The organism is Halorussus sp. AFM4 (genome assembly GCF_051194995.1).
Classification (GTDB): domain Archaea; phylum Halobacteriota; class Halobacteria; order Halobacteriales; family Haladaptataceae; genus Halorussus.
In genome coordinates, this window is record NZ_JBNTJT010000001.1 from 545,075 (window position 1) to 560,067 (window position 14,993).

Genomic DNA, 14,993 nt, shown 5'->3' on the forward strand with positions numbered 1-14,993 from the left:
GACGGGCCGGCGGGTGGTACCTGACGACCACCGGACCGCGACGGACCCGACCACAGTACTTTGAGCGTCGGCGCGCTACCCCCGCGCATGTACGACGCAGCCGTCGTCGGCGGTGGCATCGTCGGGTCGTCGGTCGCCTACCACCTCGCCCGCGAGGGGGCCGAGACCGTGCTCGTGGACCGCGAGGACGAGGGCCGGGCCACCGACGCTGGCGCGGGCATCCTCTCGCCCGCGACGAGCAGCCGCACCGGCTCGGACCCGTGGTTCGAGTTCGCGGTCGAGGCGGTCGACTACTACCCCGACCTCGTCGCCGCGCTCGCCGACGAGCAGGACGGCGAGACCGGCTACGAGCAGTGCGGCCTGCTCAGCGTCGCAGTCGACGATGCGGAGGTCGAGGCGTTCGACCGGGCGAAAGAGCGCATCGAGCGCCGCCAGGAGGCGCTCGGTCGGCCCGACCCCGACTCGTTCGCCGAAGTCGACCCCGGCGAGGCCCGCGAGCGCTTCCCGCCGCTGGCCGACGTCGAGCGCGCGGCCTACTACGAGGAGGCGGCCCGCGTGGACGGCAAGCTCCTGACCGCGGCGCTCCGGCGGGCCGGCGAGGCCCACGGCCTCGACGTCCGGCGGGCGAGCGCCGAGCAGTTCCGGGTCGAGGACGGCGAGATCACGGCCGTGGAGACCGACGAGGGAACGATAGAGACCGCGGCCGCGGTGGTCGCCGGCGGCGCGTGGTCCCCGGCGTTCGGCGATCAGCTCGGCGTCGAGCTCCCGGTCGAGCCCCAGCGCGGCCAGATCGCGCACCTCGACCTCGGTGCGGAGGCCGGCGGGACCGACGCCCGCGTCGACGCTGCGACGACCGGCGCGGACGCCGCGACCGACGGACCCGACACCGGCGACTGGCCCATCGTCTCGGCGTTCCGCGAGCACTACCTCGTCTCCTGGCCCGACGGGCGAGTCGCCGCGGGCGCGACCCGCGAGACCGGGTCCGGGTTCGCGCCGCGCACGACCGCCGCGGGCGTCCGAGAAGTGCTCGACGAGGCGCTCCGGGTCGCCCCCGGCCTCGGCGACGCCGAACTCGCGGAGGTCCGGGTGGGGCTCCGGCCCGTCTCCGCGGACCGACTGCCGATTCTGGGCGCGGTGCCGGACGTGGAGGGCGCGTTCGTGGCGACCGGGCACGGCGCGACCGGCCTGCAGCTCGGGCCCTACAGCGGGAAGCTCGTGGCCGACGCGGTCCGGGGAGAGGAGCCCGAGACCGACGTCTCGGCGTTCGCGGTCTCCCGGTTCGAGTGAGCCGGCGGCCCCGACCGTGGCAATTCAGGGGCGAGTGCGTTGCCGGGGGCCGGCCCAAGAGAGTTACCCCCCGGCGGCGTCGGTGGGGGCATGCCCGACGCGACTGCGCTCGACCGACCCCCGGCGTGGCTCGACCGGACCGAGTACCCGTTCGACCCCAAGTGGCTCGACCGCCCGGCGGGCCGGGTCCACTACGTCGACGAGGGCGAGGGCCGCCCGGTGGTGCTGCTCCACGGCAACCCGACCTGGTCGTTCCTCTACCGGCACCTGATCCGCGGGCTCTCGGACGAGTACCGGTGCGTCGCGCCCGACCTGCTCGGCTTCGGTCGCTCGGCGAAGCCCTCGCCGTCGGACTTCTCGTACCGGCCGGCGGCCCACGCACGGGTCGTCGAGCGCCTGATCGACGACCTGGGCCTGCGGGACCCGGTCGTGGTCGGCCACGACTGGGGCGGTCCGCTCGCGCTCGACTACGCGACGCGAAATCCGGACGCCGTCTCGGGAATCGCGGCGCTGAACACCTGGATGTGGCCCCGCGAGCGCCTGCTGCCCCGGGTCATCTCGCGGGCCGTCGGGAATCCCGCGGGCAGGTACCTCGTCCTGCGGCACAACGCCTTCGCCCGCACGGCGGTCGGACTCCCGCACGTCGCCGGACTCGGCGTCGACGAGACGGCGTACCGCCACTACCTCGGACCGCTCGGGTCGCCCGCCGACCGGATCGGGTCGTGGACCCTCGTCCGGGAACTGCTCGGGTCGCGCGACTGGCTCGCGGCACTCTGGGACCGCCGGGCGGCCGTCGCGGACACGTCGGCGCTGCTGCTGTGGGGTGCGCGAGATCCGGTGCAGGGACCGCTCCTGCGTCGGTGGCAGGCGCTGTTCCCGGCGGCCGACACGGTGGTCTACGACGGGGTCGGTCACTTCGTCCCCGAGGAGGTCGGGCCGGACCTCGTCGGTCCGGTCCGGAGGTTCCTCCGACGGAACGCCTAATCGACTACTCCGTCTCGGCCCGCTCCCGGAGCACGTCCCGGAGAATCGTCCGGTGGCAGCGCTTGTCGTCGGTGTCCTCGTAGCAGACCAGCCACACGTCCCGCGTCTCGAGTTCGGCGAGCAGGTCGTCCATCGCGGCCCGCGCCGCCGGCGTCCGGAGGTGCTCACGGTAGCGCTCGCCGAACTCCACCTCGTCCCAGGCCCCGTCGTGGGTCAGGTCCGGCCGCTCGTCGAGCAGGCCCTTGAACTCGTCCAGGAGGTCGTCGGGCGGCGCGAGCGCCGGGACCTTCCGGTCGATGTAGTTGCCGATGCCGTAGGACGGCCGCCGGACGACACCGACCACCAGGTCCTCCTCGCCGGGGTCGACGTGGCCGTGCCGGAGCGCGGCGTGGTACGTGTCCCGGATCTCGTGGGCGGGACCGTCGGCGGACGACACGCCGGCTCAGAGCCCCGTCGGCGCGTCGATGTACGTCGTCTCGAGCCCCCAGTCGTCGGCCAGCGACTGGAGCGACTGCACGCCGAACGTCTCGGTCGCGTAGTGGCCCGCCAGCACCACGGTGAGGCCGGCCTCCCGGGCCTGGTGGTAGGCCTTCTGCTTGCCCTCGCCGGTGATGAGCGCGTCCGCCCCTTTCTCGGCGGCCTCGTCGAGCCAGTCGACGCCGCTGCCGGTCACGATGGCCACGTCCTCCAGCTCCTCGGGGCCGAAGTCCAGCACGCGCAGCCCCTGCCCGAAGTGGTCGAGCTCGGCCTCCAGGGTCTCGCGGAGGCGGTCGGTCGGAATCGGGTCGGGCGCGCGCCCGCGCTGGCCGACGTGCTCGGGCCCCATCTCGCCGAACGGCTCGCGGTCCTCCAGGCCGAGCAGGTCGGCCAGGCCGGCGGCGTTGCCCAGTTCGGGGTGGGCGTCGAGCGGCAGGTGGGAGACGTACAGCGCCACGTCGTTCTCGATCAGCGGCGCGATGCGGTCGTACTGCCGGCCGGTGACGCGCTCGATGCCGCCCCACGAGAGGCCGTGGTGGACGACCAGCGCGTCGGCGCCCCGGTCGGCCGCTGTCCGGACGGTCTGCTCGGCGGCGTCGACCGCGAACGCGACGGTCTCGACCTCGCGGTGGTCGGGGCCGACCTGCAGGCCGTTGGCGCTGGCGTCGACGTCCGCGAAGTCGCTCGTTCGGAGCTCGTCGTCGTACCGCTCGGCGAATTCGGCGAGGTCCATGGTTCTGGTTCGGACGTTGCGGGGCGAGGGGCTTGTATCTGTATCTCCGTTTGCGAGCACTGTAGGTCGGATCAGTCGAAAGAGCAAGCTATCGTCTGACCACGACATCGAAGCCAGCTACTGCCGTCACATCTGTCCCGCACCGCCACCGCACAGCACCGTAGCCTCACACCTCCCCAGCCTCCTGCGTTTCTCGCTCACTCCGCTCGTGCAGACGCCAGCGTGCGCCGAAGTAGAAAAGCGGAAGGGCTACTCGCCGTCCGAGTCGGAACCCGCCGCGTCGGCGAAGACGAACTCCCGGAGGAGCTTGCCCGCCAGCGCCGCCGACTGGCCGTCGTCGCGGTCGTTGACCTCCACGACGTCGAAGCCCGCGACCGACCCGGTGGCCGCCACCTCGCGCACGACGTCCCGCATCTCGCGGGGCATCAGGCCGAACGGCTCCATCGTCCCCGTGCCGGGCGCGAACCCCGGGTCGGCCGCGTCGATGTCCACGCTGAGGTAGACCGTCCGCTCGTCGTCTCCGCCGTCCTCCGTGCCGAAGTCGGGCGACCAGTCAGCAACCTCCTCGGGCGGAACGACCGTGACGTCCGACTCGGCGGCGCGTTCCCACTCGTCCTCACTCCCGGTTCGAGCGCCCAGAATCACCGCCTCGTCGGCCACGTCGAGGGCGTGGCGGGTCACGGTGGCGTGGCTCAGCGGGTTGCCGTCGTACTCCTCGCGGAGGTCGAGGTGGGCGTCCAGGCAGACGAAGACGTCGGGGTCGACCGCCCGCACGCCGGCGACGGTGACCGTGTGCTCGCCTCCCAGGACCAGCGGGACGGCGTCGTCCCACACCGCGTCGGTCACCACGCCCGCCAGGTACTCCAGGTACTCCGCGGCGTCGTCCCACGCGCGGACGTCGCCGTGGTCGTGGACGGCGAGGTCGGAGAAGTGCCGGTCGGTGCGGGCGTCGTAGTCGTCGTAGGATCGGGCGAACCGGCGGATCCGGTCGGGGCCGAACCGGGCGCCGGGCTGGAACGTCGTCGAGACGTCGAGCGGCGCGCCCACCACCACGTAGGCCGCGGCCTCGCGGTCGGCGGACGCGCCGGGGAACATCTATCCGAGGATCTTGCGCTGCTCTTCCATCTCGAGGTACTCGATCTCGTCGTCGGGCGAGAGGTCGACGTCGTCGGGGGTCTTGATGGTGATGGTCTCGTAGGTGTCGAGGTCCATCACCTGGGCGACGTTGTCGCTCTCGACGGAGACGACCTGGCCCTGCTTGCGGTTGATGATGGGGACCCAGATCTTGGCGTCGACCGGCTGGGAGAGGCTGCGCTTCTTGCCGTCGAAGACGCCGACGGCCTCGATCCGGGCCTTGGCGCTGCCGTGCTTGCCCGGCTTGGCCGTGCTGTAGGAGTTGATCTCGCAGGCCGCGTCGTCGATCATCACGTAGTTGCCTTCCTGGAGGTCTCGCACTTCCTTCTGCTCTTTTGCCATAGGGCGGGATAGCGTCTGGGGTAGTATAAACGGTTTGGAATGGGTTTCCGGCGTTTCCGGCCGGCGGGACGGAGCGACGGGACGACCGACGCTCGGCCGGGACCTGCGGGGAGAATCGGCGGGTGGTCGCGAAGCGGCGTAGCAGAAATATCGGGAAAGGGGAACCGGTGACCGCGGGGACCGGTCGGGCGGTCGACCGGGGACAGTCGGTCGAGCGGTCGCTGCAGCGGTCGTCAGTCCTTGCGGTAGCCGTGGCCCGCGACCAGCGCGAGGGCGTGGGCCGCGAGCAGAGCCGCGAATACGGGGGCCTCGCCGGCCGCGAAACCGCCGGCCAGCATCGGCAGGTAGGCCAGCGGGAGGGCCACGGCCGACCAGAAGCCGGCGAACCGGACCGGCGTCGCGACGAGGTCGAGCGCCGACCTGGCGGCGTCGGTCGCGCCGCCGAGGCGGTCGTCGGACAGTTCCTCGGTGATGGGGGCGTCGAGGGTGGAGGGAGCGTTCGACATCCTGTCCTTCCCTTGGACCCCCGACACCATATAACGGTCAGAGCCTTCGCGATGTTTCGCGTCTTTCACCCCTCGCGTCCCGATTTCCCGTCGTTTCACGGCGCCCCGGCGACGTTTTACTACCGGTTCAGAGGACTCTAGAAATTTTAAAATCCGATCTGAGGAAGTTTCCTCGATTCCAGTGTGTCTCACGACATCCGGTCCCCGGAACTAATCGCTGGCCGCCACGAACGGTCCGCCCGCTCGGCCTCCGACCGCGACCGACGCCCGGGAGCCGTCGTCACGCGCGGCGGTCGATGCAGTCGCCGACGCGCGCCAGCCCCTCGTCGAGTTCGTCGGTCGGCAGGCCGAACCCGATGCGGAAGTAGTCGTCGTAGCCGAACAGCGCGCCCGGCGCGAGCACGACGCTCTCCTCCTCGACGACCGCCCGGCAGAACTCCCTGCTCCCGTCGAACCCGTCCGGGACGGAGACGAACCCGTTGACGCCGACCGGGTCGTACCACGACAGGTCGCGGTCGGCGACGAACTCCCGGACGCGCTCGCGGTTGCGGGCGGCGAGTTCGCGGTTCTCCGCCAGAATGGCGTCCTCGCGCTCGCCGAGCGCCTGGCGTGCGAGGTGCTGGCCGAAGATGGACGGCGAGATGGTGGTGTAGTCCTTCCACTGCCAGGCCCGTTCGACGACCGCCTCGGGGCCGGCAATCCAGCCGAACCGCAGGCCGGCGAGGCCGTACGCCTTGGTGAGGCTGGCGGTGCTGATGCCGCGCTCACCCATGCTCGCGACGGTGGGCAGCGGGTCGTCCGAGAGCAGGCGGTACACCTCGTCGCAGAGCAGGTGGGCCCCGGCGTCGGCCGCGAGGTCGTAGACCGCCCGGACCGTCTCCTCGGGGTGGTAGCGCCCGGTCGGGTTGTTCGGGTTGTTGAGCACGACCACCGCCGTCTCGGGCCGGATGGCGTCGGCAACGGCGTCGACGTCGAGCTCCCACTCCGGCGGTTCGAGCCACACCCGGGTCACCTCGCCGAGCGACTCGGGCACGGCGTGGAGCGCCTGGTAGGTCGGCGTGACCACGACCGCGTGGGGGTCGGCCGCGGAGTCCCCGGCCGAGCCCGCGCCGTCGCTCCCGTCCGCCCCGTCCATCAGCGCCAGGAACGCCAGGAAGTTGGCCTCCTGGGCCCCGCAGGTGAACAGCACCTCGTCGGCCGACCGGTCGTAGCGGTCGGCGACCGCCGCCCGGAGTTCGGGGTCGCCGTCGGTCGGGATGACGTAGTCGAGCTTGCCGGGGTCGAGGTCGAACCGGTCGGCCGCCAGGCTCCGGATGCCGCTCTCGGCCAGCATGATGTCGGCCTCGTGCTCGTACTCGGCGAACCACCGCTCGAGTTCGAAGGGCGCGATGTCCATGCGGGGAGGTGGACGGACAAGGGGGTAAAGGCACGGAAAGAGGCAGCGTATCGGAACCGGTGATCGCCCGGCGCGGCCTACACGTACATCAGCGGGACCATCGCCGCGATGCCCGCGGCGAGTCCGGCCAGCAGCTCCCGGTGGCCCTCGCCGGGCAGGTCCTCGCCGGTCTCCAGCGCCTCGGGGATGAACTCGGTGGCGACCAGGTAAATCATCGCGCCCGCGGCGAACCCGAAGCCGAAGGGGAGGAACTCCCGGGCCCACCGCACGAACGCGAAGGCGACGACCGCGCCGATGGGCTGGGGCAGGCTGGAGAACACCGCCGCGCCGACCATCCGCCACTTGCTCACGTTCATCGCGCGCATCGGGATGGAGATGGCCAGCCCCTCCGGGACGTTGTGGATGGAGATGGCGACGGTCATGAAGACCGCGAGCAGCGGCACCGAGAAGCCGAGGATCGGGATGCCGCCCCCGAAGCCCAGTTCCGCGAACGAGACGCCGATGGCCACGCCCTCCGGGAAGCTGTGGACCGTCAGGATACCCAACACCAGCACGAGCGTCCGGAGGTCCCCGGTTGCGATGGCCTCGGCCTCCGCCGCGTGGTCGTCGTGGCCGTGGCCGCCGTCGGCGTGGACCGGCTCGTCGCGCTCGTGGCTGTGGTCGTCGTCCGCGGCGTGCTCGTGTTCCTCGTCGTGACCCCCGCCAGCGTCACCGCCGAGGTCGACCGCCTCGAGCGCCCGGTCTGCGACCTCGACCAGCGCGACGCCCGCGAGCAGGCCGGCGACCATCAGCGTCGGGAACCCGCCGGCGGCGTAGGCCAGCCCCTCGTTCACGAGGCCGAACAGCGACGCCGACACCATGATGCCCGACGCGAGCCCCCACAGCGCCACGTTCCACCGGTCGCTGAAGTCGTCGACCACGAAGAACGGGAGCGCGCCGAGCCCCGTCGCCAGCGCCGTCACGAGCCCCGCGACGAACACCAGGACGAGGTTCTCCAGTAACGCCATGTCGTACCGTTCTAACTCCTGTTCAAAAAGACTTTCCAAAACGCGAACTCGTTTTGGCTATCCTAAAACAGTCCGCGCGTCGCCGGGCTTTCGTCGGTAACCCGGAAGCTCGGTCGATTCCCCACGTTCGCACGAACTGTCGCTCCGACGAACCGTATATTTCTGTACCACATTGTGAGAAATTAAGACGGTTCGACCCGACTTTCGAAGCGCAGACTGACGACGAGCTTCCGCGACCGCGTCCGTCGGGCGACCGGGTGCTCGTCGACCCCGGCGGGAGCCGCGGCGCTCGCCGTCCCCCGACACCATGCTCGCACGAACCCCCGTCGACTGCGAAAGTCGGCACGGAGACCAGGCGTATCGACCGACGACAGTCGAACCGTCCCCCGTCGCGGACGACCCACCGGCCGGACTCGCGAGCGGACCCGCCGGGAGGGTCGCCCGATGAGCCCGGACGTCCGGTCGCTGCTCGACCGCGAGGCGTTCGACCGCGGGGTGTTCGACGTGTCGCGCGACCGGACGACGGCGGTCGTCGCCGCCGTGCTCGCGCTCGACGCCGCGTGGTGGGTGCTGCTGTACGAGGGCCACGTGCCGATGCCGGGGATGACGTGGCTGATGGAGCGGGGCGTCCCGATGGCCGCGCCCGGCGCGCCGGAACTGGGCGTCTTCCACGTCGGGACCCTCGGCGCGGTGGTCGGGTACGTCGCGATGTGGGGCGTCATGATGGGGGCGATGATGCTCCCCGCGATGACCCGGTTCGCGCGGGACTACGCCGCGGCCCACCGCGGGACGAACGCCGACGCCGGCCGCTCGCTCGCGTCGTTCCTGACGGGCTACCACCTGGTGTGGGCGCTCTCGGCGGTGATCCCGCTGGCGTTCCACGCCGTGCTCCCCGGCGGCATCTACGGGGTCACCCGCTCGCACACCGTCCCCGTCGTGGGCGGCGCGCTGGTCCTGACGGGGCTCTACCAGCTCACGTCGGTCAAGCAGTCGCTGCTACGCTCGTGCTGCGACGAGGTCGGACCCCACGCCGACCGCCCCGCCGCGGCGTTCGAGGCGGGCCTCCGGCACGGCGTCCAGTGCGTCCTCATCTGCTTCGGCCCGTTCTTCCTCCTGATGCCGTTCCTCGGCGAGATGAACCTCCTCTGGATGGTCGCGCTCACGACCGTGGTCACGATGGAGCGGCTGCCGTCGTGGGGCCGGGAGATCGCGGTCGGGACGGGCGTCGTCTCGCTGGCCGCCGGCCTGACCGTGCTCGCCCTCCGGCCGAGCCTCCCCCTGGCGTTCGCGACGGCGACCTGAGCGGCGGCGCGGCGCCGCACTCCTGACGACTCCCACCGCCCGCGTCTACTCCCCGCCGCGGCGCTGGCGCATCTCGTGGCGGGTGAACTGGGGCGTCACGCGGGTGCCCCGGCGCCCCCGGAAGTTCCGGTAGAGCAGCGCGGCGATACCCACCGAGAACAGTCCCGCGACCGCCGCGGCCTCGACGGTGGTCAGCGCGTAGAGGAACGCGGTCGAGAACGCGCCCGAGGCCAGCAGCATCCCGTAGACCAGCCGCTTGGCCAGCGTCTCGAACACGTCGTTGCCGTCCTCGACGTCGGCCCGGACGTAGAAGTCGTCGCGGTCGATCCGGTCGAGGGCGCGCTCGAGCTTCGGCGCCACGCGGATGGACGACTGGACGGACCGGCGGACCTGGTCGCTCGTCTCCTCGGCGAACTGCCGGATCGACTCCTCGCGGTAGCCCTGCTCGGTCAGGTAGTCGGTCGCGACCGCGATGAAGTCGAAGTCGGGGTCGAGCGTGACGCAGACGCCCTCGACGACCGTCGCGACCCGCAGGACGAGCGCGAGGTTCGAGGGCAGCCGGAGCGGGAACTCGTAGATGGTGTCCTCGACCTGGCCGACGATCTGCTGGACCCGGTAGGTCTCGATGTCCTCGCCGCGGGCGTCCTCGATGGCGAGCTCCATCACCTTGCCCATCGTCGCCCGGTCGGCCTCCGGGCTGAGGGTGCCCATCTCGATGAGCGCGTCCAGGATGGCGTCGATGTCCTGGTTGGCGACCGCGATGTAGAAGTCGACGATCTTCTCCTGGACGAACTCGTCGACCCGGCCCGACATCCCGAAGTCGTAGAAGACGATGGTCCCGTCCTCCCGGACCGCGAGGTTCCCCGGGTGCGGGTCGGCGTGGAACACCCCGTCCTCCAGCAGCATCTGGAGGTAGGCCCGCTGGAGGGTCACCGCCAGCTCGTGCCGGTCGAGCCCCATCGCGTCGAGCTCGTCGACGTCGTTGATCTTGGTGCCCCGGATGTACTCCATCGTCAGCACGCGGGCCCCGGAGTGGGAGTCGAGGACCGCGGGGATCGCCACGTCCTCGTCGCCCGCGAAGTTCGCCCGGATCTCCGCGAGCATCTCGGCCTCCCGCTGGTAGTCCATCTCCTGTCTGATGACCCGGTCGAACTCGTCGGCGAGGTTCTCCAGCGAGAACGCCCGGGCCTGGCCGAGGAACCGCAGCAGCACCGGCAGCGACCAGCGAATTACGCGCAGGTCGGCGTTCACCAGCTCCTCGATGTTGGGCCGGCGGACCTTGACGGCGACCTCCTCGCCGTCGACCTCGGCGGTGTACACCTGACCCAGGCTCGCGCCCGAGATGGCCTCGGTGTCGAACGCGTCGAACTCCTCCTCGATCGGGCCGAGCTCGTCCTCCAGGACCGCCCGGGCCTCGGGCCACGGCGCCGGCGGCACCTCGTCCTGGAGCTGCGAGAGGACGTCGACGTACTCGGGCGGCAGGACGTCGGGCCGGGTCGAGAGCAGCTGGCCGAGCTTGATGAACGTCGGACCGAGCGTGAGCAGCGACTCGAGCAGCGTCTCGGCCCGCTCGATCCGGGTCCGGCTGTCGACCCGGCGGGGACCGCCGAACAGCAGGAACCGGCGCCTGTCGCGGGCGTAGCTCAGCAGGAGCGGCAGGAAGTGGTACGCGACGACGAAGAACCGCCGGTAGGCACGGAGGTGAGCCAGTGTGACCACCCCGCGGGGTCACCGGCTCTCGACGGGGATGTCCCGTTCCGGGGCGGCGTCGCGCTTGGGCAGGCGGAGTTCGAGGACGCCACGGTCGATGGTGGCCTCGGCGCCCGCGCCGGTGGCGTCCGGGGGCAGCGGCAGTTCGGCGTCGAGGAACAGCGAGCGCTCCTCCTGGAGGTAGGAGAACTCCGTCGGCACGTCCTTCTCGCGGCGCGCCTCGATCTCGAGCCGCCCGTCGACCACGTCGACGTCCACCGTCTGCTCGTTGGCACCCGGCAGGTCGATGACCAGCAGGTAGGCCTCGTCGCTCTCCAGCAGGTCGGCGAACACCGCGTCCGGCAACTCCCGCATGGCATCACGAAGCGCTGACATACCAGCGTGTTAGGACGGCGGGGCGAAAAAGGGTGTGGTCCGTCCGGGCGGTCCCACACGCTTTTGGCCTCGGGCGGCCGATTTCACCCCATGAGCGACGAACGACCCGACCGCAAGCGGTCCGGGTTCAAGGACAAGACGCGGCTCGCGGCGGCCCGCGAGCGCCTCCTCGACGCCGTGAGGCCCCACGGCCGGACCGAGGAGGTGCCGCTCTCGTCGGCCGACGGACGGGCGCTGGCCGAGGCGGTCGTCGCGGCCCGGAACGTGCCCCACTACCCCCGGGCCGCGATGGACGGCTACGCGGTCCGGGCCCGCGACACCTTCGGCGCGAGCGACCGGTCGCCCGAGGTGCTCCGGCACGCCGGCGGCCCCGAGGACGCCGACGAGGTGCCCCCGGACGGCGCGGTCCGGGTCCACACCGGCAGCGAACTCCCGCCGGGCGCCGACGCCGTGGTGATGATCGAACAGACCGACGAGTTCGGCGACGAGGTGGAGGTCTTCGACGCCGTCGCGGAGGGCGAGAACGTCGCCCCGGTCGGCGAGGACGTCGAGGCGGGCCAGCGCCTCTACGACCCGGGCCACCGCCTGCGACCCTCGGACCTGGGACTGCTCAAGTCGGTCGGCGTCGACACGGTCGAGGTCCGCGACCGTCCCACCGTGGGAGTGATTCCGACGGGCGAGGAGCTGGTCCAGGCCGACCCCGAGCCGGGCGAGGTCGTCGAGACCAACGGGCTGACGGTCTCCCACTACGTCGAGCGCTGGGGCGGCGACGCCACCTACCGCGACGTGGTGACCGACGACCCCGACGCGCTCCGGGCGGCCGTCCAGCGCGACCTGACGAAGGACGTGGTGGTCACCACCGGCGGGTCGTCGGTCGGCGAGCGCGACCTGCTCCCCGAAGTCGTCTCGGACCTCGGCGAGCTCCTGTTCCACGGCGTCGCGCTCAAGCCGGGCCACCCGGTCGCGGTGGGAGTCGTCGAGGACACCCCCGTCGTCATGCTCCCGGGCTACCCGGTCGCCTGCATCATCAACGCGGTCCAGTTCCTCCGGCCCGCGATGAAGACGGCCGGCGGGCTTCCCATCGAGGGGTTCCCGACGACCGAGGCCCGACTGGCGCGGAAGATCCGGAGCGAGCCCGGCATCCGGACGTTCGCCCGGGTGCAACTGGACGAGGAGGACGGCGAGACGACCGCGACGCCCACGAGAGCGTCCGGATCGGGCGTGCTGTCGAGCGTGGCGCTGGCCGACGGCTGGGTCGAGGTGCCCGAGGGCCGCGAGGGGATTCCCGAAGGTGAAATCGTGTCGGTCCAAGACTGGGAGTGGATAGCATGAACACCTCCTCGACGATTGGCGCGCGCTGGCGCGGCTTCATGCCACGCCGAGCCGCGCGAGGGACGAGCATCGCAGGCCGAAGGCCGAGAAGCGCAGGCGGCTGGGGAGGTGTGAGGCTCTCGCCAGAGGAACTCCGTTTTCCGTCTGGGTGGATGAAAGGGGCCGGCCGGTCGCGTTCACCTGGTCGTCTCAGAGACCCCTATCCGAGGCGGTCACGCGAGCGCAGCGAGCGTGACCTCGGAAGTCGCAGCCCGCACAGCGAAGCGAGCAGGACCGTCTTCCGGCGAGCGAAGCGAGCCGAGGATATGTCGCTGAGCGACCGCGACCGGCCGGGGGCTCTCTGGGCCGTCTCTCCCGTGATTATTCCGGGTGCGAAGAGTATCGAGAGTCAAGCAACAGCTACCGACCTGACGAAGCAGAGACCAGGAGCTGATACCCGATGACAGAGCGAAAGGAGTTCAGAGACCTCGCCGACCCCGAAGCCGCAAAAGACGCCATCGCGAGCCTCGACCTTGCGCCCGACCCCGAGGAAGTCCCCCTCGCCGAGGCCAGAGGACGAGTGTTAGCCCAGCGCGTCGACGCCGACCTCGACGTGCCCGGGTTCGACCGGGCGAGCATGGACGGCTACGCGGTCCGGGCCCGCGACACCTTCGGCGCCGACGAGACCGATCCCGCGACCCTCGACCTGGTCGGGGCGGTCCACGCCGGCGAGGAGCCCGACGTCGCGGTCGGCGAGGGCGAGGCCGCCGAGATCTCCACGGGAGCCGTGATGCCGCCGGGCGCGGACGCCGTGGTGATGGTCGAGCGCACCGAAGAAGCAGACGACGGAGACCGCGTCCTCGTCCGCACCGCGGTCGCGCCGGGCGACAGCGTGATGCTCGCGGGCGCCGACGTGGCCGCGGGCGAGCGCGCGCTCGGCCCCGGCACCAGACTGACGCCCCGGGAGATCGGCCTGCTGTCGGCGCTCGGCGTCGAGTCGGTGCCGGTCCGCGGGCGACCGACCGTCGGCATCGTCTCGACCGGCGACGAGCTGGTCCGGCCGGGCGGGGAGCTCAACAGCGCGGCCGGCCAGATCTACGACGTCAACAGCTACACCGTCGCCGCCGCGGTCGAGGAGGCCGGCGGCGAGCCGGAGCTCTACCCCCACGCGGGCGACGACTACGACGAGATGGAGACCGTCCTGCGGGAGGCCGCCGACGAGTGCGACCTGGTGCTGTCGTCGGGATCGACCAGCGCGAGCGCGGTCGACGTCATCTACCGCGTGATCGAGGAGCGGGGCGAGCTCCTGCTCCACGGCGTGGCGGTCAAGCCCGGCAAGCCGATGCTCGTGGGCCGGGTCGGCGAGAGCGCCTACGTCGGCCTGCCGGGCTACCCGGTGTCGGCGCTCACCATCTTCCGGACGTTCGTCGCGCCCGCGATCCGCCGGGCCGCCGGCCTCCCCGAGCCGCGGACCGCGACCGTGGAGGCCCGGATGGCCGCCGAGGAGCGCTACGGCGAGGGCCGGACGCGGCTGATGCCGGTCGGGCTGGTCGAGACCGGCGGGGACGAAGCGGAAGCGGGTGCCGCCAGCAGCGAATCCGACGAGGGCGACCTGCTGGCCTACGTCGTCGACAAGGGCAGCGGCGCGACCACCAGCCTGGTCGAGGCCGACGGCGTGGTCGAGGTGCCGGCCGACACCGCCTACGTCGCCGCGGGCGAGCAGGTCGAGGTCCGGCTGTTCTCGCCGGACGTCCGCCCGCCCGCGGTGCTGGGGGTCGGCGAGGACGACCCCGCGCTGGCCCGGCTGCTGGACGCGGTCGACCGGCCGCGGTACCTCTCGGTCGGGACCCGGGGCGGGCTGCGCCGGCTCCGGGACGGCGTGCCCGACTTCGCGGTGGCGACCGGCGACAGCGGGCGGGAGTCGGGCGTCGACGCCACCGAGTTCGCGGCCTACGAGCGCGAGTGGGGACTGGTCGTGCCCGCCGGCAACCCCGAGGGAGTCGAGGGGCTGGCGGACCTGGTCGACCGCGACCTCCGGTTCGTCAACCGGGGGTCGGACTCGGGGCTGCGGGCGAGCCTCGACGACGCGCTCGCGGCGCTGGCCGACGAGCGGGACACCGGTCGGCGCGAGCTGACCGACAGCATCGACGGCTTCGGACTCGCCGCGAAGGCCCACGAGAGCCCCGCGCGGAAGGTGACCGGCGGTCAGGCCGACGCCGGACTCGGCCTGCGCGCGACCGCCGAGAAGCTGGGCCTGGGGTTCGTGCCGGTCGGGACCGAGACGGTCCGGGTGCTGGCGAACCCCGACCGGGCGGACAAGCCCGGCGTCCGGGACCTGTCGGCCGCGCTGGACGAGCAGCTAGACGGGGTCGTCGCAGAGCTGCCGGGATTCGGTCGATAGCGGAGTAGAACGGCCTGGAAGGGGAGAG

The 14,993-nt window shown here is 71.8% G+C and carries 14 protein-coding genes; 5 read left to right on the top strand and 9 right to left on the bottom strand.

Features of this window, described 5'->3' with window-relative positions:
* Positions 1 to 87: 87 nt before the first annotated feature.
* Positions 88 to 1,287, top strand: a complete 1,200-nt coding sequence (locus tag ACQUQF_RS02740) for an NAD(P)/FAD-dependent oxidoreductase (protein WP_435175476.1) — start codon at positions 88 to 90, stop codon at positions 1,285 to 1,287.
* A 90-nt stretch (positions 1,288 to 1,377) separates the two neighbouring features.
* On the top strand, positions 1,378 to 2,271 hold the full coding sequence (locus tag ACQUQF_RS02745) for an alpha/beta fold hydrolase (RefSeq protein ID WP_435175477.1): 894 nt from the start codon (positions 1,378 to 1,380) through the stop codon (positions 2,269 to 2,271).
* 4 nt (positions 2,272 to 2,275) lie between these two features.
* Here the strand turns inward: ACQUQF_RS02745 and ACQUQF_RS02750 are convergent, their stop codons facing one another.
* The 7 genes from ACQUQF_RS02750 to ACQUQF_RS02780 form a co-directional block, all read right to left on the bottom strand.
* Positions 2,276 to 2,707, bottom strand: a complete 432-nt coding sequence (locus tag ACQUQF_RS02750; RefSeq protein WP_435175479.1) for a DUF488 domain-containing protein — start codon at positions 2,705 to 2,707, stop codon at positions 2,276 to 2,278.
* A 6-nt stretch (positions 2,708 to 2,713) separates the two neighbouring features.
* On the bottom strand, positions 2,714 to 3,481 hold the full coding sequence (locus ACQUQF_RS02755; protein WP_435175481.1) for a Nif3-like dinuclear metal center hexameric protein: 768 nt from the start codon (positions 3,479 to 3,481) through the stop codon (positions 2,714 to 2,716).
* 249 nt (positions 3,482 to 3,730) lie between these two features.
* Positions 3,731 to 4,576 carry an agmatinase gene (speB, locus tag ACQUQF_RS02760; protein ID WP_435175483.1) on the bottom strand — a complete coding sequence of 282 codons (846 nt, stop codon included), beginning with the start codon at positions 4,574 to 4,576 and terminating at the stop codon, positions 3,731 to 3,733.
* Positions 4,577 to 4,957: a translation initiation factor IF-5A gene (locus ACQUQF_RS02765; RefSeq protein WP_435175485.1), complete on the bottom strand. Its 381-nt coding sequence runs from the start codon at positions 4,955 to 4,957 to the stop codon at positions 4,577 to 4,579.
* Between the two features lie 233 nt (positions 4,958 to 5,190).
* A complete protein-coding gene (locus ACQUQF_RS02770; RefSeq protein WP_435175487.1) occupies positions 5,191 to 5,463 on the bottom strand; it encodes a hypothetical protein in 273 nt (90 codons plus the stop codon).
* Positions 5,464 to 5,743: 280 nt separating this feature from the next.
* Complete coding sequence (locus ACQUQF_RS02775; RefSeq protein WP_435175489.1) at positions 5,744 to 6,859, bottom strand: aminotransferase class I/II-fold pyridoxal phosphate-dependent enzyme; 1,116 nt, start codon at positions 6,857 to 6,859, stop codon at positions 5,744 to 5,746.
* A gap of 77 nt (positions 6,860 to 6,936) precedes the next feature.
* Positions 6,937 to 7,866 carry a ZIP family metal transporter gene (locus ACQUQF_RS02780; RefSeq protein WP_435175491.1) on the bottom strand — a complete coding sequence of 310 codons (930 nt, stop codon included), beginning with the start codon at positions 7,864 to 7,866 and terminating at the stop codon, positions 6,937 to 6,939.
* Positions 7,867 to 8,310: 444 nt separating this feature from the next.
* Here ACQUQF_RS02780 and ACQUQF_RS02785 point away from each other — a divergent pair, with 444 nt between their 5' ends.
* A complete protein-coding gene (locus ACQUQF_RS02785) occupies positions 8,311 to 9,168 on the top strand; it encodes a DUF2182 domain-containing protein (RefSeq protein WP_435175493.1) in 858 nt (285 codons plus the stop codon).
* Between the two features lie 45 nt (positions 9,169 to 9,213).
* Here the strand turns inward: ACQUQF_RS02785 and ACQUQF_RS02790 are convergent, their stop codons facing one another.
* Together ACQUQF_RS02790 and ACQUQF_RS02795 are read right to left on the bottom strand one after the other, a co-directional pair.
* On the bottom strand, positions 9,214 to 10,887 hold the full coding sequence (locus ACQUQF_RS02790) for an ABC1 kinase family protein (protein ID WP_435175495.1): 1,674 nt from the start codon (positions 10,885 to 10,887) through the stop codon (positions 9,214 to 9,216).
* A gap of 9 nt (positions 10,888 to 10,896) precedes the next feature.
* On the bottom strand, positions 10,897 to 11,253 hold the full coding sequence (locus tag ACQUQF_RS02795; protein ID WP_435175497.1) for an Hsp20/alpha crystallin family protein: 357 nt from the start codon (positions 11,251 to 11,253) through the stop codon (positions 10,897 to 10,899).
* A 90-nt stretch (positions 11,254 to 11,343) separates the two neighbouring features.
* Between ACQUQF_RS02795 and ACQUQF_RS02800 the strand changes: the two genes are divergently transcribed.
* Both ACQUQF_RS02800 and ACQUQF_RS02805 read left to right on the top strand, forming a co-directional pair.
* Entirely contained in the window at positions 11,344 to 12,585 is a 1,242-nt protein-coding gene (locus ACQUQF_RS02800) for a molybdopterin molybdotransferase MoeA (RefSeq protein ID WP_435175499.1), read from the top strand.
* Between the two features lie 439 nt (positions 12,586 to 13,024).
* Positions 13,025 to 14,965 carry a molybdopterin biosynthesis protein gene (locus ACQUQF_RS02805; RefSeq protein WP_435175501.1) on the top strand — a complete coding sequence of 647 codons (1,941 nt, stop codon included), beginning with the start codon at positions 13,025 to 13,027 and terminating at the stop codon, positions 14,963 to 14,965.
* The last annotated feature ends 28 nt before the right edge of the window (positions 14,966 to 14,993 follow it).

Bases quoted from the DNA above. Each gene is read 5' to 3' on its own strand.
- ACQUQF_RS02740 (WP_435175476.1), top strand. From the start codon at position 88: ATGTACGACGCAGCCGTCGTCGGCGGTGGCATCGTCGGGTCGTCGGTC.
- ACQUQF_RS02745 (WP_435175477.1), top strand. From the start codon at position 1,378: ATGCCCGACGCGACTGCGCTCGACCGACCCCCGGCGTGGCTCGACCGG.
- ACQUQF_RS02755 (WP_435175481.1), bottom strand. From the start codon at position 3,481: ATGGACCTCGCCGAATTCGCCGAGCGGTACGACGACGAGCTCCGAACG.
- speB (WP_435175483.1), bottom strand. From the start codon at position 4,576: ATGTTCCCCGGCGCGTCCGCCGACCGCGAGGCCGCGGCCTACGTGGTG.
- ACQUQF_RS02765 (WP_435175485.1), bottom strand. From the start codon at position 4,957: ATGGCAAAAGAGCAGAAGGAAGTGCGAGACCTCCAGGAAGGCAACTAC.
- ACQUQF_RS02770 (WP_435175487.1), bottom strand. From the start codon at position 5,463: ATGTCGAACGCTCCCTCCACCCTCGACGCCCCCATCACCGAGGAACTG.
- ACQUQF_RS02775 (WP_435175489.1), bottom strand. From the start codon at position 6,859: ATGGACATCGCGCCCTTCGAACTCGAGCGGTGGTTCGCCGAGTACGAG.
- ACQUQF_RS02780 (WP_435175491.1), bottom strand. From the start codon at position 7,866: ATGGCGTTACTGGAGAACCTCGTCCTGGTGTTCGTCGCGGGGCTCGTG.
- ACQUQF_RS02785 (WP_435175493.1), top strand. From the start codon at position 8,311: ATGAGCCCGGACGTCCGGTCGCTGCTCGACCGCGAGGCGTTCGACCGC.
- ACQUQF_RS02795 (WP_435175497.1), bottom strand. From the start codon at position 11,253: ATGTCAGCGCTTCGTGATGCCATGCGGGAGTTGCCGGACGCGGTGTTC.
- ACQUQF_RS02800 (WP_435175499.1), top strand. From the start codon at position 11,344: ATGAGCGACGAACGACCCGACCGCAAGCGGTCCGGGTTCAAGGACAAG.
- ACQUQF_RS02805 (WP_435175501.1), top strand. From the start codon at position 13,025: ATGACAGAGCGAAAGGAGTTCAGAGACCTCGCCGACCCCGAAGCCGCA.